We start from the raw sequence: 23141 nt of genomic DNA on the forward strand, positions 1-23141 counted from the left end.
TGACAGCGATAGCCTGAAGGGAAAGTAAGGCTCTCTCGCCTTGATGCGCCACACACAATTTGCCCCATTCCGCCGCGGCGGTCCTTTAAACTATGCGTTTCCCGCCACCCGGCGACCAGGAAATGCCCCGAATGACCCGCAAGACACTCAAGGTCGCGCTGCTGCAGGAGACTCACCGCGGCAGCCGCGATGCCAATCTCGATGCCATCGAAGCCGGCCTGCGCGAAGCTGCCGCGGCCGGTGTCGAGCTTGTGCTGCTGCAGGAGCTGCACAACGGTCCGTATTTCTGCCAGCACGAATCGGTGAACGAGTTCGACACCGCCGAGACCATTCCTGGCCACAGCACCGCACGCATCGGCAAGCTAGCCGAGGAGCTGAGGCTGGTAGTGGTGGCTTCGCTGTTCGAAAAACGTGCCGCCGGGCTGTATCACAACACCGCGGTGGTGTTCGATCGCTGCGCCGCGATCGCGGGCAAGTACCGCAAGATGCATATTCCGGATGATCCGGCCTTCTATGAAAAGTTTTATTTCACACCGGGCGATCTAGGCTTTGAGCCGATCGACACCTCGGTGGGCCGTCTGGGCGTGCTGGTGTGCTGGGATCAGTGGTACCCCGAAGCTGCGCGCCTGATGGCGCTGGCCGGTGCGGAATTGCTGCTCTATCCCACGGCGATCGGCTGGGATCCCAATGATGCGCAAGATGAAAAAGACCGTCAGCGCGAAGCATGGATTACCGTGCAGCGTGGCCATGCGGTGGCGAACGGCATTCCTCTGCTGGCTTGCAACCGTACTGGCTTCGAACCCGATCCGGCTGGCGTGGGCGCTGGCATCCAGTTCTGGGGCAGCAGCTTTGTGGCAGGTCCGCAGGGTGAATTTCTGGGCGAGGCCGGCAACAACAAGCGTGAATTGCTGATCGTCGAGATCGATATGGCGCGCAGCGAGCACGTGCGTCGCATCTGGCCGTTCCTGCGTGATCGGCGGATCGATGCGTATGGCGATTTGCTGAAGCGCTTCCGCGATTGATGTTGTAGGTTGGGTTAGCGCAGCGTAACCCAACATTTTTAGGCGGCATTGTTGGGTTACGCTGCGCTAACCCAACCTACGCCCCGCGTTTGCCAAGGCCACGGCAGGACAGGTTTTTGATCCCGTCGACGGACAGGCGCAAGCAGGCTTGCACTACCCAACCCAAGTCCTCATGCTGCACGTCTCCCCCACCCCATACCCATCGCATGAGCGTCCCCGAAACCAACCTCCCCACCAAGCCTGACCTCAGCGGCCAGCCGATCGAGCGGGTGCATCGCGATGGGGTGGAATACGTGTTGTTGGGCACGGCACACGTGTCGCGCGCCAGCGTGGACGCGGTGAATGCGCTACTGGCGAACGAGTCGTTCAACGCCATTGCGGTAGAACTGTGCGAAAGCCGCGCGCAGGGTATGCGCGATCCGGAAGCGTTCAAGCAGATGGATCTGTTCCGCGTGATCCGCGAGGGCAAAGCCGGCATGGTGGCGGCGAGCTTGGTGCTGTCCACCTTCCAGAAGCGGCTTGCCGATCAATACGGCATCCAGCCTGGCGCGGAAATGAAAGCAGCGATGGATGGCGCCGCCGAACTCAACGTACCGCTGTGGCTGGTCGATCGCGAAGTGGGCACCACGCTCAAGCGCGCCTGGCACAGCGTGGGTTTCTGGCAACGCTTCAGCCTGCTCGGTGGCATGCTGGCCAGCGTGTTCGAGCGTGAGACGATCGACGAGAAGGAAATCGAGAAACTCAAGCAAGGCGACATGCTGGAAAGCGCCTTCAGTGAATTTGCCAATGAATCGGCACCGCTGTACCGCAGCCTGATCGCCGAACGCGACGCCTACATGGCGGCGCGTCTGCGCGAGGAAGCCGGACGCTCGGTCACCGCCAACCCATGCAAGGTGCTGGTGGTGATCGGCGCCGGGCATCTCAAAGGCCTGAGCGAACACTTGCGCATCCAACAGGCGGATCCGAGCGAGACCGTGGCCGAGCTGGCCAAGACGCCGCCCAAGGCGCAATGGCCGAAATGGCTGGCCGTCGGTTTGGTGCTGCTGATCTTTGCGGCGATCGGCTATGCCTTCCACCGCAACACGGCGCTGGGTGCGCAAGCCTTGCGCGACTGGGTGTTGTTTACCGGAGGGTTCTCCGCACTCGGTGCACTGCTGGCACGCGCACATCCGTTGAGCATCATTGCAGCTTTCATTGCCGGCCCCATCAAGCCGTTCCGCCCGGGCATTCCTTCCGGCGGCATCAGTGCGATGGTGGAAGCGTGGGTGCGCCGGCCGCGCGTGGCGGATTTCGAAAGCCTGCGCGACGACATCGTGCACTGGAGCGGCTGGTGGACGAACCGCGTGGCACGCACGCTGCTCAATTTCTTCCTGGTCTGCCTGGGCACCATCGTCGGCGAGTACACCGCAGGCATCCATATTCTTAAGAACCTGTTCTGATTTGCGGCAATGCGCAAGGGAGCGCGGCTTTTTGTCGCTCCCCTACTGCGTTATTCGCCCATTGTGACGGCTGAGCGGCAACCTCTATACTCGGTCGAGTACGTTGCACGCATCCGCTGGAACCTTGGGGATCCTTTTGATGATTCGATTGCAATTGTTTGGCTTGGCCGCCATCACTGCTGCTGTTCTGATTTGTTCCAGCTCTGCCCTTGCCACGGGCGACAAGAAAAACGGCCGTACCCTCGTCTATACGTGCAATGGCTGCCATGGCGTTCCCGGCACCAACAATGCGTATCCGCAATACCCGGTGCCAAAGATTGCGGGGCAGAATGAGCAATATCTGATCAGCGCGCTGCATGAGTACAAGGCGGGCGACCGCACGCATCCGACCATGATGGCGCAGGCGCAAAGCCTCTCCGATCAAGAGATCGAGGACATTGCCGCCTATCTTTCCAGCATTGCTCCCAAGTAAGCCACCGAGGATTCCATCGACATGAAACGCGCGCTCACGCTGCTCTCGTTCGGTATGGCTTTCGCGCTGGCCTCGGCGCCGCTGCTGGCTGGCGGTGATGCTGCAAACGGCAAGTCCAAGGCGGCGGCCTGTTTTGCCTGCCACGGTGCCGACGGCAACGCTGTCGATCCGCAGTATCCGCGTCTGGCTGGCCAGTATTTCGGTTACATCCAGCAGGCCTTGCACGAATACAAGGACGGCCGTCGCAGCAATCCGATCATGAAAGGTTTTACCGCGACGCTATCGGATCAGGATATCGACGATATCGCGACGTATTACTCGTCGTTGCCGACGAAGATGGATACGTTGAAGGGGCACGTGCAGGGTGATTGATCGCTCTCGCTATGTCATGTCCACTGTTCCCGCGAAGGCGGAGGCGCTTTCGCGGGAATGCACAGCCTTCAAGATAAGCGGATGTGTGCAGCGATGGATGCCTCGCATCAGCCCATCGCGGACTGCCCTTCCTTCTTGCTGTAATACGGATTGGTGCCGCCCTTGTGATCGGTTGCATCGCGCACCGCGGTGATTTCCGGTACGCGCTCACGCAGCGTCTTTTCCACGCCATGCTTGAGCGTCACGTCGACCATGCCGCAACCGTGGCAACCACCGCCGAATTGCAGCAGCACCACGCCATCGGCATCCACTTCCAGCAGGCTTACGCGTCCACCATGCGCGGCGATGCGTGGATTCACTTCGGCCTCGAGCACGTAGCGCACGCGCTCCACCAAACCCGCCTCCGTGCCTGGGAGTTGTCCTTTGATCTTCGGCGCGCGGATATTCAACTGACCACCGGTCTGGTTCGGTTCGTAATCAATGGTGGCGCTTTCCAGCCATGATGCGCTGTCGCCTTCGATATAGAAGTTGAAGCCCTGGCACTCCACCGTCCATTCGCTGCCGGTGAGTTCGTAAGGTTCGCAGAATTCCAGTTCGCAATCGGCAGCGGGCGTGCCCGGTGCGGTGACGCGCAGGCGAATGCCTAACCCGTCGATGCCCTGCTGGGCGAGTAAGCGCTGGAAATGCTCCTGCGCGCGTTCGGAAATCTCGATCATGCCTGCTCCGGAACCACTAACTTTGCCCGTAAAAGTACGGACCTATACCGCACCATTTTAGTCCTGTTTTCAGCGAATGTCCGAATGGGTCGTTTTCGCGTACAGTTCCAGCGTTTGAGCACACGACGGAGATCGCCATGACTGCCCAACCGCTATCTGCCCAGCATTGCCAGCCGCGCAAAGGCAAGGAACATGCGCTGGACGAAGCAGCCGTTACCGCGCTGCTGCCGCTGGTGCCGGGCTGGAAGCTAAGCGCACAGGCCGATGCCTTGGTGAAAGATTTCCGCTTCGAGAACTTTCATCACACGCTGGGCTTTATCAACGCGGTGGGGTTCATGGCCAACCATGAGGACCACCATCCGGATATCGAGGCGGGCTACGGCCATTGCAAGCTGCGCTGGTCTACGCATGATGTGGGCGGCCTGTCGTTGAACGATTTCATCTGTGCGGCGCGTGTCGACGCTCTGCTCGAACGTTGAACGAAACCGGGCGTCTCCGAGCGGCGTTAATCTGCGCCAGCTACGTGCTGGTTGCGCTTATTGCCTGCGTGGCGCTTGGCCGCTTGGCCGCGCAGATGACCGCCACGCAATTGCTGGACCAAGCGCAGCACCAACTCGCGCGCATTGAAGCCAATCAGCCGCTTTGGGAATGGCAGTTGCGCAAGCCACGCGATCTCGTCGCAGGTCGCGCGTTCGGCAACGCAACGGTCGTACAGGACGATGATGCACTGCGGGTCACCAGCGAAGACGGCACGCCGTTCGAACTGGGTTTACCGATTGCATCGCCGCTGGATCTCAGGCATTGGCCGATTCTGCAGTTGGCATTGCAGAGCAATACAGCCGGCAACATCGGACTGGTGTGGCAAGGCAGCAGCCATGCCCTGGCTTGCCTGGCACCTTCCGCCCATGTGCTGACACCCGATACAAGTAGCTTGCGCATCGATTTGCGCGATCTGGCGTGGAAGAGCGCCGAACAAGGCAAATGCGCCACACCGGGCATTGCGCAGATGCTTCGCTTGCGTGTCCAGCTTCCGCGCGATGGAAGTCTACGCATCGCATCAGCGGCATTGCTGACCACCGAGCCGATGCCACATTTGCAGGACGTTGCGATCGATCTGCCGAAAAACGCTCTGCAGCAGGGCATGGACCGTATCACCGCACGCACCCAAAACTGGCCTATGCCACTGTTCCGCTTGCCCGATGGCATCAGCGCAGAAGCCATGCTGGCGTTAAGCAATCGACTGCGCGATCGCTGGCCAGCCGCACTGATCGTACCCGCCGGCGAAACACCTCAGGCCGAGCCGATGGCTCGCCCTCGTCAGGCATGGGCCTGGAGTGCCTGCATCGTCTACCTGCTTGTATTGCTGTGGCTGGCACTGCGTCCCGTCCGAGGTCGCTTGCGGCCGTGGATTGAAATCGCCGGCTGCCTGCTGGGCCCTTTATGGGTGATCACAGGTTTGCACTGGGGGCTGCGCCCTACCCCGCTAGGCTTGACGACCTTCGGCGGGGGCTTGGTCTACGCGCTCGCCATCGAACGCCGGCATCTGCCGCGGCTATGGCGCTGGCCCGGGGCGGGTCGCCAGTGGTTGTGGCCGCTGGCGACGCTGCCGGTTACCGTGCTGCTGGCCATGTTCTATGGCCACGCACTGCGCCCCCTGTTGCTTGGCCATGTGCTTGCCTATTTCGCCTGGGCCTGGTTGCAGCAGTGGTTGATACTGGTTGTGTTGCTGCACCGCTTTGAACGGATTCTGCCCCGGCCAAGCTGGGCCATCGTGCCGGTTGCGCTCGTATTTGCGTTGTTGCACACACCCAACGCTGCGCTGATGCAGCTTTGCTTCGTCGGCGAGCTCTGGTGGGCGTGGTGCTTTTTGCGCTCGCGCAGCGTATTGCCAGTTGCGCTGTCACATGCGATCTGCGCCTTGTTAGTGGAGTCGGCGCTGGCAGGCGGACCGCTGCTGCGTTCACTCGAAGTCAGCGCTCGCTTCTTTTTGTAGGTTGGGCAAAACCCACTATCGTGACTACACCGCCACGGCAACGCCGGGGTTTACCCAACCCACGGTCTGCGCGTGCTTTTTCCTTTGGTGGAGAGCGCATCCAACACCGACTTCAAGTCATCCGGCAACGGCGCTGAGAACCCATAGGCGCGCCCATCCAGTTCGAACGACATGTGTGAGGCATGCAGAAACAGCCGGTGAAGCCCACGCTCTCGGAAGCGCTTGTTCGCCTCCTTGTCGCCATATTTGGTATCACCCGCCAGCGGATGGCCGATGTGCGCGGCGTGCACGCGGATCTGGTGCGTACGGCCGGTGCCCAGGGTCGCCTGCATCAGGCGCGCACCAGCGTACTGCTCCATCTCCCGGAAGAAGGTGAGCGAGGGTTTACCGTCGTCCGCCACCCGTACCATCCGCTCGCCGCCTTGCAGTACCGACTTCTTCAGGGGCAGGTTCACGTCGAACTTGGCCTTCTGGGGGTGTCCCACCATCAGGCATAGATATTGTTTGGTCACTTCGCCTGCCCGGATCGCCTCCTGCAAGCCGGTAAGTCCCGCGCGGGTACGGGCGAACACCAGCACGCCGCTGGTGTCGCGATCCAGGCGATGGACCAGCTCCAGATGATCCTTGAGTCGAGCCTGACGCAACAACTCGATCGCGCCAAAACTCACTCCGCTGCCACCGTGGCTGGCCATCCCGGATGGCTTGTCGATGACCAGAAAGTGTTTGTCCTCGAAGATCACCGCCTCAGCCACCGCCGCGAGCGCCGCCTGGGGAGCCCCCTCTTCGGCCGGCCGCTCGGCCACCCGCACCGGCGGAATGCGCAGGATATCGCCCTGATTGAGACGGGTATCCGGCTTGGCACGCTTGCCGTTCACGCGTACCTGGCCGGTGCGCAGCAGCCGGTAAATCATGCTCTTGGGCACCCCCTTGAGCAGGGTCACGAGGGCGTTGTCGATGCGCTGACCGTCCCGCTCCGGACCGATCTCTACTTGACGCACCCCTTGAGGTACATCGGGGGAAGTTGCCGTCTGCATTGAAAAAAACCTGGGTTGAGAGGATACTCGCACAGCGCTCAGCCCGGTCCACCGACATCCGTTGAGGACCAGGCGCCCGCCTGTTACGCCGGCGAGGTTTGCTCCGGTCGGCCATCTTGGCAGCCGGTTGCAAACACCCTTTCATCGTAACGGTTCGGGTAGCCGCTTGTCCGGTTTTGTTGACCTGATGGCGCGGCGTGCGTGCAACGAATCATCCCGGTATCGGGAACGTTACCGTTATTTTTGCCGCTTTACCGCAGCGGCGCGATCCCCGGAGAGGCCGCCACACCAGGCGCCACCGCGGCGCGCGACGCGCGGCCAAGCTGAGGAATCACAATGAAAAGAATGTTGATCAACGCAACTCAGCGTGAAGAGTTGCGTGTGGCCATCGTGGATGGCCAGACCCTTTACGACCTTGATATTGAAATCCCTTCCCGCGAGCAGAAAAAAGCCAACATATACAAAGGCCGCATCACTCGCGTCGAACCCTCCCTTGAAGCCTGTTTCGTCGACTACGGCGCCGAACGCCACGGCTTTCTCCCGCTGAAAGAAATCGCCCGCGAATTCTTCACGCAAGGCCTCGATCCCTACAAATCCAACATCCGCGACCTGCTGAAAGAAGGCCAGGAAGTGGTCGTGCAGGTGGAGAAAGAGGAGCGCGGCAACAAGGGAGCCGCCCTCACCACCTTCATCAGCCTGGCCGGCCGCTACATGGTGCTGATGCCGAACAACCCGAAAGCGGGTGGCGTTTCGCGTCGCATCGAGGGTGAAGACAGGCAGGCGCTGAAGGAAGCGCTGGAACATCTCACCGTCCCCGACGAGATGGGCCTGATCGTGCGCACCGCCGGCATGGGCCGCGACGCCGAAGAGCTGCAGTGGGATCTGGACTACCTGCTGGCCACCTGGAAAGCCATTTCCCAGGCCGCCAACGCGCAGAAGGCACCGTTCCTGATCTATCAGGAATCAAAGCTGTTCATCCGCGCCCTGCGCGACTATCTGCGCAACGATATCGGCGAGATCCTGATCGATGAGGAATCCCTCTATCAGGATGCCCGCGACTTCATGCAGCAGGTGATGCCCAACGCCCTGCGCAAGCTGAAGCTGTACAAGGACGACACCCCGCTGTTCTCGCGCTACCAGATCGAGACACAGATCGAGAGCGCGTTCGACCGCACTGTGCGCCTGCCCTCCGGCGGTTCGATCGTGATCGACCAGACCGAGGCGCTGACCGCCATCGACATCAACTCCTCCAAGGCCACCAAAGGTGGCGACATCGAGGAGACGGCGTTCAACACCAATCTTGAAGCGGCCACCGAGATCGCCCGCCAGCTGCGCATCCGCGATGCCGGCGGCCTGATCGTGATCGACTTCATCGACATGGACAGTCCCAAGCACCAGCGGGAAGTGGAAGAGCGCCTGAAAGAAGCCGCCAAGCTCGACCGCGCGCGCATCCAGATCGGCCGCATCTCGCGCTTCGGCCTGCTGGAGATGTCCCGCCAGCGCCTGCGTCCATCGCTGGGCGAAGCCACCCAGATCGTCTGCCCACGCTGCGAAGGCCACGGCCATATCCGCAGCGTGGAATCACTGTCGCTGTCCACGCTGCGCCTGATCGAAGAGCACGCGATGAAGGACAACACCGGCCAGGTGCTGGTCCAGGCCCCGCAGAGCGTGGCCAACTACATGCTCAACGAAAAGCGTGCCAGCGTGGTCGAGATCGAACTGCGCAACAAGGTACACGTCGTGATCGTGGCGGACGACAAGCTCGAAACGCCGCATATCGAAATCCAGCGCATCCGCGAAGCGGAAATGGGTGAGCACAGCAAGCCCAGCTACGAGCGCCTTACCGCCGAAGAAGCGAACGTGGTGCGCAAGATGGGCCAGATGCTGGGCAGCAGCGAGCAGCCGGTGGTAACTGGCATCGTGCCCAGTAGCCCGGCCCCCGTGCGAGAAGAAGCGCCGGTCGCAGCCCCCGCTGCCACGCCGGTCAAGCCGCAGCGCCAGCCAGCCGCCGCTCCCGCTCCGGTACCGGCGGCCTCGCAAGGCGGTTTCCTGTCCAAGCTGTTCGGCTTGTTCCGTAGCAATGACGCCGCCGTAGCTGCCCCTGCTCCGGCTCCTGTGACCGCGCCACCGCAAACCACGCGTGGCAAACAGCAGGACAACCGCCGTAACGAGCAACGCACGCGCGGCGAAGGCCAGCAGCAACGCCAGAACCAGCCGCAGCGCGAAGCCCGCGGCGGTGGGCAGCAGCAGGCCAAGAACCCCAATCAGCAGCGCCAGCGCCAGGAACAGCAGGCGCGCCAGCAGCAAGGCAAGCAGGAACAGCAGCAGCGCCAGCCGAAGCCCGCGCAAACCGGCGACGCGACTGCCAACGAGCAGCGCAATAAGCAGCAACAGAACGTTGAGGCAGCCAAACCATCTCAGCAGGAGCGCCAGCCACGTCAGCCGCAGGCAGAGCGTCAACCGCAAGCAGAACGCCAGGCACAGCAGCAACCGGTGAATCCGCCAGTTGCCAAGCCGTTGGAGGCGCAAAAGCCAGCCGCCGAAACCACAGCCGGCGCTATTGCTACGGCTGAGGGCAATGCTGCCGCCGCAGAAGCATCAGCATCGGCGGAAGGTACCGGTCAATCACGTCGCCGCCGCGGCCGTCGCGGTGGCCGTCGCCGTCGTCGTCATGAGGGAGCAGTGGCCGGTGACGCACAGAGCAACCAGGCCCATGCCCTGGATCTGGACGACGAGGATCGCGACGACATCGAAACCGACGAGGCGGAAGCCGAGACGGCAGAGGCGAAGAAGCCTGAAATGGCCATGCCCGTGGCGGCTCCCGTGGCTGCTGCACCGGAACCTGCATCAACACCCGCTAACGACGTTGTCCACCCTACCCCGCTCATCGAAAACCATGAACCGGTAACAGTGAAGCAGGCAATAGCCGAAACGGAAGCCTTCAAGATGGCTACCGTCGAGCCCGAGGCAGCTACGACTGCCGCTGTCGACAACCACACTACGACTCCGTTGATCATTGCGCCGGCCCCGGTGCCGTCGTCGTTCAACCTGCCAGTGCTTCCGCCGATTCCGGTGCGCGAGGCTGCTGTTGAGGTTGAGGCATCCGGTACTTCAGAAGAAACCATTGCACAGCCGCATCACCACGGAGATACCTTGGTCGCGCAAGCCGAAGTTGTCACCGTTACAGTACCCCATGACGTGGAGCCGAGCGCGAACGAGCCAAGCGTAGTGATCGAGTCGATCGTCGCTGCCGAGATCAAGCATGCGGACGAACCTGTACTCGTCGAACCCGCAGCCGTGCCAGCCCTCGACGAGCCGGTGGCTGTGACGCCGGCGCCGATCATCCATCAGCCCGAGCAAGGTGATCTGCTCTCAACGCCGCTGCACCATCATGCGTCGACCGAGCCTCTTCACGATCACGGTAACGTCGAGGAAGCCGAGGCCAAGGAACCATCCTCCGAAGAGGAAAATCTGCATGCTGGCCAGCAACGCGACAACAGGCTTTCCTGACACACCGTCGCCATCGGAAAGCACATAAAAAAGGGCCGGACATCACGTCCGGCCCTTTTGCTATCCACGTCGAAACTCGTATTTCAGTTTCCGACCTGGTTGTTATGCGTATCCAGCAACCCATGCACGGTCATTAGATGGGCCAGGCTGATCACGTGATCGACCTGCAGCTTCTCCATCAGCCGCTGCTTGTAGGTGGAAACCGTTTTGGGACTCAGATTCAGCTGCTCGCCAATGGCAGTGAGTGCCTTGCCGCGCACCAGCATCATCGCCACCTCCAGCTCGCGGCTGGATAGGGAATCGAACGGCGAACCTTCGCCATCGAGCGTCGCCAGCGCCAACTGCTGCGCCACTGCCGGAGCGAGATAACGGCGGCCACCTGCCACCTGGCGCACCGCGTTGAGCAGTTCCTCCGCCGCGCAGCTCTTGGTGAGGTAGCCATGCGCGCCAGCATCCAACAAGCGCTTCGGGAAGCGTGCGTCCTCCACTACCGTCACCACGATCACATGGGTAGGCAGATTCGCACGCACGATGCGCTCGGTCAGCTCAATGCCGCTCATACCGGGCATATGAACGTCGACCAGGGCGATGCGCGGTCTGCTGGTGCGGATCAATCGCAGCCCGTCCTCGGCCGTGGCCGCCTCCCCGCAAACGCGGATATCTGGTTGTTGCAGGATCATTCTGAAGCCGGTTCTTACCAGCTCGTGGTCATCTACCAGTACAACGTCGATCATCTAGCGCCCTCCTTGGTTAGGAACTGTGCCTTCGCAAAGTAGGCAGGTCGCTGACACATTGCAAGTCGATAACCCCGCGTTCCGAAAGGAATTTCCATCTTGAGCCAACCCCCACAATCAAGGTAGGAAATTACCTACATACATGTCCTAATTTTGATGCCATGATTAACAAAATAGCTGTCGTAAGTCACGCGTTCCTCCACCCTCTGCCATGGAGCGTATCGATGGTGATCTACTCGCTCAGACAGTCGCCGGATGGCGATTGGAGCATCCGAAGGGATTCGGCCACGCTGTTCAGCCAGCTACGGCTCGGTCCCGCCATTCAACTGGCGCGCGAAGCCGCTCGCGACGAGCACAACCGCTCAGGCCGCAGCACCTGCGTGGAAATGCCCGGTCCCGCCTCCACTATCCGCCTTGCGCAATACGCGCGCCCGGGTCAGCCGCTGGAAAGCGCCGTGGCCTGACCGATCCAAAGCAAAAAGCGGGGTCGACTGCTCCGCTCGCGTAAGGTGCATGTTACGATCCGCGCGCCTGCAGCCGGTCATTCGGCATCCCCTCCTGCCCGGATGGCGAAACAGGTAGACGCAAGAGACTTAAAATCTCTCGGCCGCAAGGCTGTGCGGGTTCGAGTCCCGCTCCGGGCACCAATAACAATCAATCACTTGGGCGCCCATCACGCCATTGGCTTGGCGCCGCGTGTAGGAAGCCGTGTAAAAAGCAGCGCATTGCCATGCACACCTGAGGCGATGGCACATTGAGCTTGCGCTTTCTGCATCAGTGAGGCTGCGTCACCGACAAGAACGCTGCCGCCGCGTGTATCTGCTCCTCTGTCAGCTTGGAAGCCACTTCGGTCATGGAGCCTGGCTTTGGCGTATCAGCTTTGGCTCTAACCTGGAATTCGTGCAGGCGATTCACGACGAATGCATCCGGTTCGCCAGCAATACCAGGGAAACGTTGTCCGTTTCCTCTGCCGTTTTCTCCATGACAGGAAAAGCAAGCAGGAACGCCATTGTCACCACCATGCATGGCCAGTGTGTTGCCTGCGGTCACCAGATCAGTTGCCGGCGCGGGAGCCGGTGCAAGCGGTGGGTTTTGTGCGGAGAAGAAATGGGCCAGCGCATTGATGTCGGCATCCGATAGTGTTTTTGCAATCGGCTGCATCACGTCGCTGCGACGTGTTCCAGCTTTGAACATCGTGAGTGCATGCGCAAGGTAATCCGCATTCATGCCGGCGATACGCGGAACACCCGCTGCAGAACCAGCACCTGATGAGCCGTGACATGCAGCGCAAATTTGCACTGATGCCGGTGGTGTGGCGGCAAGCGACAGTAATGAAAATGGAAAGATGAGCATAAACACCACGCCCATCCGAACAGACAAGAAAAAATCACGCGCTCTCGCGAAGCGACATACTGCGAACAACATTGGCTAGCCCTTGATGACTAGGGTGGCTGCTTGCAGTATTACGGCTAAAACACACGATAGGAATTTGATTTTCTATATCGTAGACATCGACCATATCTATGGCGTTTTGCACTACGCAACGAGTACTAGCATTGAGATTGTGGCGCTAATTGCATTACGGGAAAGATGCGCCAGGAATCGCTACTCGCACCCGCAACCCACGTCCTGACGGTGCATCAAGCAATTCAATCGTCGCATTATGCAATTGCGCTGCACGCTGCACGATGGAAAGACCAAGGCCATAGCCATCACCACCACTTGATTCGCGATGAAAACGCGCAAACACGCTGGCCCGTCTTTCCAGCGGAATGCCAGGGCCGTTGTCAATCACTTCAATCACCGTCGCGCCTTGTGAGCGGCGCATGGATAGCTGCACCTGCCCGCCCAACGGCACATGATGCATGGCGTTCTCGATCAGGTTGCGCAGCAAGGCAGCCATCGCGGCTTCGTAACCGTAAATCACCAGGCTGTCATCGTGCTCAGCGAAAGCGAATTCCACGCCGCTTTCACCAAGTAGTGGTGCTAGTTCGTCGATCACATTCATCGCCACGACGATCAAATCGACTTCACTGCGCTGCCCTACTGCAGCGCCGGCCTCCAGCCGCGCGAGCGCCAGCAATTGCTCAATGCGCCTGGCCAGTCGCGCCAGGCCGGATTGCGCACTGGTCAATGCAGTCTGTGCGTCGGCTGGCAGTGGCGCAGCCATGGCGCCATCCAGATGGATCATGGTCGATGCAAGCGGTGTACGCAGCTCGTGCGCCACGTCTGCGCTGAAACGGCGCTCACGTTCCAGGGCATCCTCCAGGCGTTCCAGCTGCGTGTTCAAGGCATCCACCACGGGCTGCAGTTCCTGTGGCGAACGATCCAGTTGAATAGGCTGACGGCTGCCCGGCGCGCGCGACGCCAGCGCCTGCCGCAAACGTTCAAGCGGACGCAAGCCGCGCTTTACTGCCCAGCCCACCAACACCGCCAACAGCGGCAAGCCGACAAGCTGAGGCAAGCCCAAATCGAGCCACAGTGCATGCGTGATATCCCGTCGACTGTCATCACGCTCACCGACGCGTATAACCACGTTATTGACGTCATCGACCAGGGTGAAAATGCGCCAGCCGTAACCCTCGAAGAAATGATTTTCGAAACCGGAAACGGGCGCGGGCTGCAACGGCAGTTTCGCCAGGTTGGTGGTGGTCAGGCGCATGCGGTTGTGCATGTCGAACACCTGATAACCCACTTCCGTTTCATAGGTGCGCGTGTGCATCAGCTGTTCTTCGGCCTCGCGGCCAAGGATCGGCACTACCAACAACCCTTGCTCCGGCATGCGCAACGCATCGAGACCAGCATGCTGGACCAGCACATCCAGCGTACGCGCCGATTGCGCAAGACGCCCATCCAGCAGCTCGCGCGTTTCCTTCAACGTGCGGTTATAGCTATACAGGCCGATCGGCAGCAGCACGGCAATCAGCACGGCGATGATCATCCAGCGCAACCGGCCGCTCAGACTCAGGCGCTTCACGTGGGGTCCCTGGGAATCATGTAGCCCACGCCGCGAATCGTGCGTATGGCGTCGAAGCTCAGCTTGCGGCGCAGGGCATGAATCTGCACTTCCAGCGCGCTGCTGCCCACTGCGTTGTCCAGACCATACAGCGAGTTTTCCAGATGCTCGCGGCGCACGATACGTCCGGCTCGCTCCATCAGAATGCGCAGCAGAGAAAATTCGCGACGGGTCAGTTCGACACGCGTGCCGCGGTACTCTGCTTCGCAGGTACCGATATCCAGACTGATCACTCCCACGTCGATACGATTGGCAGCAAGCCCTTGTGCACGGCGCGTCAGCGAGCGGATGCGCGCACTCAGTTCCTCCAGATGAAAGGGCTTGACCAGATAGTCATCCGCGCCGGCATCGAGACCACGCACACGTGCTTCCAGTCCATCGCGCGCGGTCATCACGATCACCGGCGTGTTGACGTGCGAACGCCGCGCTTCGGCAAGCACCTCCAGCCCGTCCTTGTTGGGCAAACCCAGATCGAGCAGGACCAAGTCGGCCGTCTGATCACGCATCGCCATCAGCGCTTCGCGCCCGTCGCGCAGCCAGGTCACCGCGTAGGAAAGCCGTTCCAGTGCCTGCCTGATGGCCTCGCCCAATTGCAGGTCGTCTTCGACCAAGATGATGTGCATGCCGCCGTTTACCTTCGTCCTACCTTATGAGAGGTATTGTCCCGCTTGGTTATTCTGTGGAGATTAGCTTAGGGCGGTCTTACCGACACCCACCGGAAGATCACCTGATTTCCACGCACTATCAGTCAGCCCGGAGATGCGCATGAAGGCCTTGCGATTCACCCGCCACGGTTCACCCGATGTGCTGGAGTACGTTGACGTCGCCACGCCCCACCTCGATCCCGGCAGCGCACTGGTGCGGGTGCATGGTGCATCGGTCAATCCCAGCGACGTCAAAAATGTGTCCGGCCATTTTTCACAGACCACGCTGCCGCGTATCCCCGGGCGTGATTTCAGCGGCATCGTGGAGCAAGGGCCACCAGCATGGCGCGGCGTGGAGGTGTAGGGCACGGGCGGCGATATCGGCTTCATCCGCGACGGCACACATGCGCAATACATCCAGGTCCCGGTTGCCGCGCTGGTGCGCAAACCCGCAGGGCTCGATCATGCACAGGCGTCGGCCATCGGCGTGAATTTTGTGGTGGCGTGGCTGGGTACGGTGGATTACGCCCAATTGCGCGAAGGCGAAACGATCGCCGTGATCGGTGCAGGCGGCGGTGTCGGCGGTGCGGTCACGCAGATCGCCAAATCATTGGGCTGCCGTGTCATCGGCATCGACCGGCATCCGGTGGACGCCAGTTCGCCGGCCGGAAAACGCATGCATGCCTTCGTGCCGTTTGACGAACATACCGTCGCTGGCGTGCGCGATCTGGATGGTCTGTCCGATGGCGTGGACGTGGTGTTCGACAGCGTAGGCGGAGTCGCCTTCGAAGCTGCCCTCGGCGTGGCCAAGCGGCGTGGCAGGGTGGTGGAAATCAGCGCCACCGGGCGGCGGCGGGTGGAATTCGACCTGATCGACTTCTACCACAACGAAACCCAGTTGCTGGGCGCCGACAGCGCCAAACTGGGCGTGGTGGAATCGGCCCGGCTCATGCAGGCCATCGCGCGGGGGTTCGATAACGGCAAGTTCGATCCGCCGGTTATCGCCCACCGCTATACCTTGGCTCAAGGGCGGGAAGCTTACGAGGCGGTGGCCCAGGGCACACCTGGACGGGTCGTGATTGTGCCCTGACGGGGCAGGTTGTTACCGGGAGGGACCAGGGTGTCCCCGTTTTTCGGTACGCCATTCCAGACACGGCTAGGCGTCACGCACCTTCGGCTTCCGCCCCCGCCGCGGCTTGGCCTCAGCCTGCTGCACAATCAGGCTCTGCAGGTAAGCGATCCCCTCTTCCTCCGGGAAAAAGGCGATCACGTCCGCAACGGACAGATTGTGACGCTCCTTCAGCGCCAGAAACTCCGCTTTCGCCCTCTCCATGGCATTTAGAGCAGCCTGTTTGGCCGTCTCTTTCTTGGTTTTGGGCGGTGCGCGTTGTTCGATTTCCTTATCGAGTGCCGCCAGTTCTTCCTGGAAGCGGCGGAAGGCGTCTTTCGGGAGGGTCATGGGAACGAAGTGTGCTGCAGGATCGGTGATTATCTCATAGGCAGGTGCGCCTTCCATCGGTTGTTCCTTTTTTTCGTCAGCGACGCTCTCCTACAACAAACTGACAAGGGGCATTGCCTGTCAGGGCGGGCCATGGTGGGCCTTTCGCCCGCTGGATAAGCACGCATTGGGATGCGGGCCAAAACGTGATGTAGCCCTGGTTCTATGTTTTCGCCTTCACGTTTCAAGAAAACCCGGCTGCGTATGATGGCCCCCCAACGCACCATCCTTGCCGCGAAACGTCAAAAACAGCCTCTGGACCCAACACGGGGGCGTCTATGGCACGGTCTAAGCTTTACCTGTTTTGCACCATCGGATGTCATATCGCAACGGACGGTAGGGGCGCGCTTATCCAATGCTCAGGGGTGCACCGATGCTGAAATCAATAACGGAAAACAAATGGCTGCAGCAGGTGACGGTCTTCGTCGTGTACGGGACGGTGTACACGCTGTTGCGGCCTTATTCGGTTGGCATCTGGCACATCATCAGCGGCCTGCGATTGGGCTGTCTGCTGCTGTTGCCCTATCGCTATTGGCCAACCCTCGCACTGGCCGAACTTGGCCCGACGCTCTATTACACCTCGCCGGAGCAGGCGCCCTTCGGCCTCGCATGGGAAATCGGCAATTCGATCCCAGCCATTCTTTTTGCCATGCCCATCGTAGCGTGGTGCAAACGCAGCCTTGGCCTATTCCCATCCAAACACCTGATCAGGGCCAAAGCGCTGCTTATTTGCATCGCGCTTTCCGCCGCTGTCTGGACGGCTATCACCGTATCTCTGCTGCTGGTCGTGGTGCAGCCGGCCGGCACCCCGCATCCTTACCAATTCCAGAGCATACAGGCCGTGCAGCTTTTCCTTGGCAAGTACGCGGGGATTCTTACCATTCTGCCGATCGCTTTGGCACTCAAGCTGCAAAAGCCTCAGCCCTGGCGCAATCGCTTTGCCAAGTGGATCAGCAATCCGCTGTTGCAAGAATCCATGGTCTTGCTGCTGCCAACATTGGCCGTTCTTTACTGGCTTAATCTGCATGCTCCCACAGGCATCAAGCCAGTCATACGCATGGCCATGTTGCTCCCGGCGGCATGGCTCACCTTGAAACATGGCTGGCGCGCGGCAACGGTCGGCACGACAGCGGCAATCATTTGCATCTTCATGAACATGGAATCGCTCATTGGCGATCTGGACGTGATTGGTGCACAAGCCTTTATCGCTTTCTCAGTCACATGCCTGCTTGCACTTGGCGTTCGCGTCAGCATGCAGAACGCCGCCGAAGAGCAGGAGCGCGTCGATGCCAACGCAGCCGTCAAACTTGCGCAACAAGGTTTGTACCTGTGCGAATTGCGCATGAGACAGGCTTCGCAGACGCTTGAGCAAGTTGCCGGCGGCCTGCAATTGACCCAAACGCGGCTACTTAATCGCTTCAAGCATATGATCCCGCCGATGGAAGGCCAGAGTTACTACAAGCAAATGGCCACCACGCAGAGCCAGGTCTATCAATTGGTGGAATCCATGCACCCGACGGCTTGGCGCGAACGTGGCCTGCCCGCCGCACTGCGCGAAACCATCGGACGCGCGTTGGACGAGGCCAGCATTGCCTACCGCTTCGAGCTGACCGGCCGCGGGCTCAGCCAGCTTTCACCCAGTGTGCACGCTGCCATTTATCGCTTGGCCTGCGAAGCCGTGGTGTATGTGATGGCACAACATGCCTGGTCCACCATCACCATCTCGCTACGCGGTGGTTTCACTCACGGCCAGCGCTGGGCCGTGCTGCGTGTCGAGGGCAGTGCACATCACACGGAAGCTGCCCTGCCCGTTCAAAATAAGCAGGAAACGCAGCACCTGGCGGCCAAACTCGGTGCAAACAGCCTGAGCGCGATGGCGATGCGTGACTACGCGCGCCTGTACAACGGTGAGTTGCACACGTTTACGGAAGCGAATGCGTTCCGCATGACCAGCTTGTTGCACGACGTAAGCCAGCGGGTGCAGGAGCCGCGTGCTGCGGCTCCCGCTGCCTCGCCGGAGCTATACATCCGTTGAGACAATAGAGCTCAAACCACCATCAATGACCGGTGCCACCGCTGACTATGCTGCAGTTGGCGGGATTCGTGCAAATACCATTTGGCGTCACCGGCGGGGTCGTCGCCACATTAACCTGCGCCGCCCCCGTACTGGTCGGCGTAACCGTAATACGCGTACTACTGTCGCTATAAACCGTCTCCGTCACGCTTGCATTTTCCGATGCCGCCGACTGAGCAAAGCTGTGCTGCGTCGTCACATATTGGGCATCCACGCCCACCGGCAACACCAGCACCACGTTATCCGCAATCGCCACGGCGGCACGCACCGTGCCGTTCAAATCATTAACCTGGACATAGCGAATACCATCTCGAACAAATACGTAGACATGGTAATGCGGACTTACGCTGACATCCGTCGCATTCGGCCACGATTGCCCGAGGCCAGTAACAGGCGCCTGGGCGAGGGCCGACGTGGATAAAAGCGCTGCGAACGCTATCGCTACGACGCCAGTGCGCGAAGCAAAACCGAATGGTTTGCGAAACATAAGTTACCCCCTTCTATCATGGCAGCACCGGTTACCTGGGCAAATCTAACACCAGGTCGTGTATAAGGCGTGTCGTTCCTTATGCCGCGCCTTGCCTGGGTTATAGGCCCAAAAAACGCCCATATTGGAGACACCGTTCTCCTTTTCAATAGGGTATATCCGAGGTGCTATTGCCTAAATCGATAAAAATAGTGCACGACCCAGTGCGCTTATCTCTCGAAAATCGCCAGGCTTACTGAGGACATGCGTTAAAAAGATTTGCAAAATTCGTTCATATTGACTAGCTTGATACTGGCATCACCCATAAAACCACTATAAGGACCAATCATGGCCATTGACCTGAAAAACCTTTCACCGAAAGAACTCCAGTCACTCATTAGCAACGCGAACGCACAAATGCAGGAAGCCAAATCCAGTCAGATCCACGAAGTCCGCAAGAAAATCGACACGCTGCTCAGCAACGCCGGCCTCACGTTGGCCGATGTGTATCCCACCCGTGGTGGCCGCGGCGGCAAGGTCGGCAAGCGGGGAACCGTCGCCCCGAAATACCGCAATCCTGAAGATCCTTCGCAAACCTGGACCGGACGCGGCAAGCGCCCGCTGTGGTTTGCCGCGGCGCTGAAAAAGCGTGGCGTTACTGCAGAAAGCCTGTTGATCGATGGTGCCGTCACCCGCAAGAAGGCAGGGCCGTCGAAGAAAGCTGCGAAGAAAGCAACGCGTCGCAGGGTCAAGCGGCGTTGAGGGTGGGTTTGGCCTCTATCCCTCTTCATTTTTGGAAGAGGGTGGGGTGAGAGGCCAAACTGCCTGGCATGAAAAGCAAAAGGCGCGGGTTTCCCCGCGCCTTTTCTTTTTGCTTATGCCATCAACCCTGGCTTGCCCTGAGCACCTATTCTGCCTCGCCGTGATTCCCGCAAACGCGCAGGCGCTTTCGTGGGAATCACGGTAAGGGAGAGCACATACCTTCGTGACAACCCTCCTCTACTGCATGTAAGGGAGGGAGAAAATCAGCATCAGAAAGAATATTTCACCGTCACCAAGGTCGTCATCCCCGAATCCACAATATCGGACAACGCAAGATTGTTCTTCCCAACATGAGACCAATACGAGTAGTTGCTGGTCAGGTTGGAAATCGACAAATCGACCTGGAAATGGTCGTAAAAGGCATAACCGGCATGCAGGTCGACACGCGTTATCGGGCGCACCCACAAATCATCCCAGGTCGCGCCCTGCCCCAGATAATCGTAGGTCGCGATATATGAGCTGGCGTAGTGGTAACTCAGATTCACCGAGAAACCATTCTTTTCGTAAAACAGCTCACCGTTGGCCATCAGGTCCGGCGCATTCTGGATGCGCTCGTTATGGAAACCCGCCATGCCCAAGTCCACCGACGTATGCTGGCCGGTCACATTGAAGCCGACACCGAAGCCATCCAGCGGCGCCGGCATATCCTGGAATTTCTGGCGCACTGCCGCCTCGATGCCATACACCCGGCCGTCGCCACCGTTCATCGGCTTGATGTACTGGATGGTACCGCTATCTGTCGTGCCCGCATTGACCGGATTGCTGCCGGCTTCGTAGATGTAGTTGGACAGCTTCTTGTAGAAACCGGCCAGCATGGCATGGCCACCGTGCTGATTGCTCCATTCGCCGGACAGATCGATGTTGAGCGATTCGATCGGCTTCAGATCCGGATTGCCTTCGGTGATGGTGGTCAGGCCATCCGCCGAAACGCTCACCTGCGAACCGCCGCCCAACTGTACAAAGGCCGGGCGCGTATAACTCGTCCAGATCGCTCCGCGATATACCGCGCCATCACTCGGGCGATAGTTCACGAAGACGCTGGGCAGCGGTTCGTCGTAATGGGTGAAGTTCTTGGCGAAGTAGCCAGGAAGCTCGTTGCCGGACGCATCCTGCGGCGTCACCCAGAAATTATTGCGGATATCGGTATGCTCAAAGCGCATACCCGGAATCACTTCCAGATCGCCCCACTTCAACGTCGCCATGGCATAGGCGGAACTCACAGCCTCGTTGGCGCGCTGCGTATTGCAGTTCCAGTTGTTGATATACAGGTTGCTGCAGGTGTCGAGGTCACCGGGAACCACGTTCGCCGCGATCAGCCGCTTTAGTGCCGCCTGGTTGATGGTGGGCACGTCATAGCTGTAAACACCCGGGAAAACGGACGAGTAATAACCATCGATCAGCCCCAGCGAGCCGAAGCTGCGGTCATCGGTGTATTTGCCAGTGGTCCAGTCGCGGTTGGTAAACTCGCGGTGGCTATCGACGTACTTCACACCCATCTGCACGGATGTCAGCGCACCGTCGTTGAAGTCATAACGTGCATCGAACTTCGCACCGCCCTTCTCCTGGCCGCTGTACGACTCGGTCAATTCGCCCGCACGCCGCGCGTACATCGTGGATACGCTGTTGAACTGCGCCGTCATCGCCGGCGTCAGCGTCGGATACGGAAAACCGTTGGCGCCGTACGTCATCACCGTGCTCGCGCCGTAGGGGAAATTGGCGGAAGAATATTCGTCATTGCGCGCTGAGATTTCCACGTGATCCGGACGGTCGTTATGGCCCCAGCTGTAGAACAGATTGGGCGAGAAGGTCCAACCACCCATGTTCTTGTCCGCACCGAACTGGATAGTTCCCAGATCCGCCTTCTCCGGATTGGTTTCGTACCAGAAACGCGTGGCGATGCGACCAATCACGGGCTGATAGACGCCCGTGGTACCGATCTGGCTGTAGGTCACATTGGCCGGAATCAGCTGCAGATAAGTCGTATCCTGCTCGGTCTTGGCATAGGCATAGCTCATGCGCGCATAAGTGGTCAGCGTGTCGTCCACCTTCCAATCCAGCGACACGTTACCGCCATAGCGATGCGTGTAACCCGAGGATGTACCCATGTACATGCCGGTGCTTTCCAGGTTCCGTTGCGGATCGAAACCTGGTGCGTTGTTACCCGCTGCGGTGGTGCGTGCAAACTCCCACGTGCCATCGCCCAGGGCGGCCGTGGCCGCGGCCGCCTCGCTGTTCACGTAGTTGCGGCTGTCGTAGTACGCGCTGGCATATATGCCGAACTGATGTGCCGAACCCAACTTGGTCTGGAATTCACCGGCCAAGCCGCCGCCCAGGCCGTTATCACCGTAATCGCGCGCGCGGCTTTCCACGCGGCCGCTTGCGGTGGTGCTGCCGCTGGTTGGCGCGTTGAAATCGAAGGCAGTCGGGGTGCGAAAATCGATCGTGCCGCCGATGGCGTCACCATCCATATCCGCCGTGGAGGTCTTGTTGAGCACGATGGTCTGCAAACCTGACGGCGGCAGCAGGCTGAGCTGCACGCCACGGCTGTACGCCATGCCTTGCGCCACGTTGACGCCGTTGATCAGGTTGACGTTGTACTCGGCGTTCAAACCACGCACCGAGGTGAACATGCCTTCGCCACGCGAGGCACCGTCGATGCCGCCGAAATACGATTGCCCGGTGTTGAATACGTTCACGCCGGGCAGCAGACCCAGCGCTTCGGCCACATTGTGGACCGCGGTGTATTTCAGATCATCCGCCGACAGCACGTTGACCGTATTGGTGGCATCCATCTGGATCTGGCTGGCGTCATAGCGGTTTGCCGCCACGGTGATCTTGGTCAGCGAGGTGGCGCTGCTGAAAACTGCTGTCACCGTGCCCTGCTGCGGCACATCCACGGCCGCGGTCAAGGTGCGCGACGCGGCCGATGCCGCCGTTAGCGTGTAGTGGCCGGCGGGCAGGTCCTTCAATACAAAATGGCCGGAAGCGTCGGTCTGCGCGCTCTGTCCTGCAGGGGCGATGGAAATGGTCATGCCGGCGAGCGGCTTGCCCGTTGCAGGATCGGTAAGCATGCCGCTCACATCGCCCGCCTGCACGGCTGGAACCAGCAACAGACTGCCCATGGCAGCAAGAATCGAATATGCCAGCAAACGCTTCTTCGTACGGTACATCGCAACGCACTCCAAGTGGGAACCTCAACCGCTCGCCACCAAGGCGGCAAGCGAAAGTCGGCGAAGCTAGAGAGCGCGCATGAAAATTCGATGGCAATAACATGAAGCATTGCGCATAGCACGATGCTCATCACCCATTGCTCACTTTTATTTAGACGT

Annotated in this window: 21 protein-coding genes and 1 tRNA gene; 13 read left to right on the plus strand and 9 right to left on the minus strand. The window is 60.1% G+C overall.

Annotation, left to right across the window (positions count from 1 at the left end; translation table 11 throughout):
• Nucleotides 1-131: 131 nt before the first annotated feature.
• The 4 genes from IEX75_RS00225 (at nt 132) to IEX75_RS00240 (ending at nt 3305) form a co-directional block, all read left to right on the plus strand.
• Nucleotides 132-1022, plus strand: a complete 891-nt coding sequence (locus IEX75_RS00225; RefSeq protein WP_188792273.1) for a carbon-nitrogen hydrolase — start codon at nt 132-134, stop codon at nt 1020-1022.
• Between the two features lie 206 nt (nt 1023-1228).
• Complete coding sequence (locus IEX75_RS00230; protein ID WP_188792274.1) at nt 1229-2461, plus strand: TraB/GumN family protein; 1233 nt, start codon at nt 1229-1231, stop codon at nt 2459-2461.
• 139 nt (nt 2462-2600) lie between these two features.
• A complete protein-coding gene (locus IEX75_RS00235) occupies nt 2601-2933 on the plus strand; it encodes a c-type cytochrome (RefSeq protein ID WP_188792275.1) in 333 nt (110 codons plus the stop codon).
• Between the two features lie 21 nt (nt 2934-2954).
• Entirely contained in the window at nt 2955-3305 is a 351-nt protein-coding gene (locus tag IEX75_RS00240; protein WP_188792276.1) for a c-type cytochrome, read from the plus strand.
• Nucleotides 3306-3412: 107 nt separating this feature from the next.
• On the opposite strand, the gene IEX75_RS00245 is transcribed toward IEX75_RS00240, so the two are convergent.
• Nucleotides 3413-4021 carry an NfuA family Fe-S biogenesis protein gene (locus tag IEX75_RS00245; RefSeq protein ID WP_188792277.1) on the minus strand — a complete coding sequence of 203 codons (609 nt, stop codon included), beginning with the start codon at nt 4019-4021 and terminating at the stop codon, nt 3413-3415.
• Nucleotides 4022-4158: 137 nt separating this feature from the next.
• On the opposite strand from IEX75_RS00245, the gene IEX75_RS00250 reads away from it, so the two are divergent.
• Entirely contained in the window at nt 4159-4500 is a 342-nt protein-coding gene (locus tag IEX75_RS00250; RefSeq protein ID WP_188792278.1) for a 4a-hydroxytetrahydrobiopterin dehydratase, read from the plus strand.
• A gap of 44 nt (nt 4501-4544) precedes the next feature.
• The gene (locus tag IEX75_RS00255; RefSeq protein WP_188792279.1) at nt 4545-6014 is read left to right on the plus strand and encodes a CPBP family intramembrane glutamic endopeptidase; all 1470 of its coding nucleotides are present in this window, start codon (nt 4545-4547) and stop codon (nt 6012-6014) included.
• Nucleotides 6015-6064: 50 nt separating this feature from the next.
• On the opposite strand, the gene IEX75_RS00260 is transcribed toward IEX75_RS00255, so the two are convergent.
• Complete coding sequence (locus tag IEX75_RS00260) at nt 6065-7048, minus strand: RluA family pseudouridine synthase (RefSeq protein WP_188792280.1); 984 nt, start codon at nt 7046-7048, stop codon at nt 6065-6067.
• Between the two features lie 336 nt (nt 7049-7384).
• Between IEX75_RS00260 and rne the strand changes: the two genes are divergently transcribed.
• Nucleotides 7385-10558 carry a ribonuclease E gene (rne, locus tag IEX75_RS00265; protein ID WP_188792281.1) on the plus strand — a complete coding sequence of 1058 codons (3174 nt, stop codon included), beginning with the start codon at nt 7385-7387 and terminating at the stop codon, nt 10556-10558.
• Between the two features lie 83 nt (nt 10559-10641).
• On the opposite strand, the gene IEX75_RS00270 is transcribed toward rne, so the two are convergent.
• Nucleotides 10642-11292 carry a response regulator gene (locus IEX75_RS00270; protein ID WP_188792282.1) on the minus strand — a complete coding sequence of 217 codons (651 nt, stop codon included), beginning with the start codon at nt 11290-11292 and terminating at the stop codon, nt 10642-10644.
• A gap of 224 nt (nt 11293-11516) precedes the next feature.
• On the opposite strand from IEX75_RS00270, the gene IEX75_RS00275 reads away from it, so the two are divergent.
• Both IEX75_RS00275 and IEX75_RS00280 read left to right on the plus strand, forming a co-directional pair.
• A complete protein-coding gene (locus IEX75_RS00275) occupies nt 11517-11756 on the plus strand; it encodes a hypothetical protein (RefSeq protein ID WP_188792283.1) in 240 nt (79 codons plus the stop codon).
• 96 nt (nt 11757-11852) lie between these two features.
• A tRNA-Leu gene (locus IEX75_RS00280) sits at nt 11853-11939 on the plus strand.
• A 127-nt stretch (nt 11940-12066) separates the two neighbouring features.
• Here IEX75_RS00280 and IEX75_RS00285 read toward each other — a convergent pair.
• The 3 genes from IEX75_RS00285 to IEX75_RS00295 all read right to left on the minus strand — a co-directional run bounded on the left by IEX75_RS00285 (nt 12067) and on the right by IEX75_RS00295 (nt 14931).
• Complete coding sequence (locus tag IEX75_RS00285; RefSeq protein ID WP_188792284.1) at nt 12067-12717, minus strand: c-type cytochrome; 651 nt, start codon at nt 12715-12717, stop codon at nt 12067-12069.
• A gap of 154 nt (nt 12718-12871) precedes the next feature.
• Entirely contained in the window at nt 12872-14269 is a 1398-nt protein-coding gene (locus IEX75_RS00290) for an ATP-binding protein (RefSeq protein ID WP_229720575.1), read from the minus strand.
• A complete protein-coding gene (locus IEX75_RS00295) occupies nt 14266-14931 on the minus strand; it encodes a response regulator (protein ID WP_188792285.1) in 666 nt (221 codons plus the stop codon). The genes IEX75_RS00290 and IEX75_RS00295 overlap by 4 nt, the downstream gene beginning before the upstream one ends.
• A gap of 142 nt (nt 14932-15073) precedes the next feature.
• On the opposite strand from IEX75_RS00295, the gene IEX75_RS24040 reads away from it, so the two are divergent.
• Nucleotides 15074-15316 (plus strand): alcohol dehydrogenase catalytic domain-containing protein, encoded by a 243-nt coding sequence (locus IEX75_RS24040; RefSeq protein WP_229720576.1) that lies wholly within the window; start codon nt 15074-15076, stop codon nt 15314-15316.
• Between the two features lie 75 nt (nt 15317-15391).
• A complete protein-coding gene (locus IEX75_RS00300; protein ID WP_229720577.1) occupies nt 15392-16042 on the plus strand; it encodes a quinone oxidoreductase family protein in 651 nt (216 codons plus the stop codon).
• Nucleotides 16043-16108: 66 nt separating this feature from the next.
• Here the strand turns inward: IEX75_RS00300 and IEX75_RS00305 are convergent, their stop codons facing one another.
• Nucleotides 16109-16468, minus strand: a complete 360-nt coding sequence (locus tag IEX75_RS00305) for a helix-turn-helix domain-containing protein (RefSeq protein WP_308422100.1) — start codon at nt 16466-16468, stop codon at nt 16109-16111.
• A gap of 355 nt (nt 16469-16823) precedes the next feature.
• Here IEX75_RS00305 and IEX75_RS00310 point away from each other — a divergent pair, with 355 nt between their 5' ends.
• On the plus strand, nt 16824-18485 hold the full coding sequence (locus IEX75_RS00310; protein ID WP_188792286.1) for an MASE1 domain-containing protein: 1662 nt from the start codon (nt 16824-16826) through the stop codon (nt 18483-18485).
• 22 nt (nt 18486-18507) lie between these two features.
• Here IEX75_RS00310 and IEX75_RS00315 read toward each other — a convergent pair whose 3' ends face one another.
• A complete protein-coding gene (locus tag IEX75_RS00315) occupies nt 18508-19011 on the minus strand; it encodes a hypothetical protein (RefSeq protein ID WP_188792287.1) in 504 nt (167 codons plus the stop codon).
• A gap of 327 nt (nt 19012-19338) precedes the next feature.
• Between IEX75_RS00315 and IEX75_RS00320 the strand changes: the two genes are divergently transcribed.
• Nucleotides 19339-19752 carry an H-NS histone family protein gene (locus tag IEX75_RS00320; RefSeq protein WP_188792288.1) on the plus strand — a complete coding sequence of 138 codons (414 nt, stop codon included), beginning with the start codon at nt 19339-19341 and terminating at the stop codon, nt 19750-19752.
• Between the two features lie 269 nt (nt 19753-20021).
• On the opposite strand, the gene IEX75_RS00325 is transcribed toward IEX75_RS00320, so the two are convergent.
• Entirely contained in the window at nt 20022-22982 is a 2961-nt protein-coding gene (locus IEX75_RS00325; RefSeq protein ID WP_188792289.1) for a TonB-dependent receptor, read from the minus strand.
• Nucleotides 22983-23141 lie beyond the last annotated feature (159 nt).

The organism is Dyella nitratireducens (assembly GCF_014642835.1).
In the GTDB taxonomy this organism is placed as follows: domain Bacteria; phylum Pseudomonadota; class Gammaproteobacteria; order Xanthomonadales; family Rhodanobacteraceae; genus Dyella_B; species Dyella_B nitratireducens.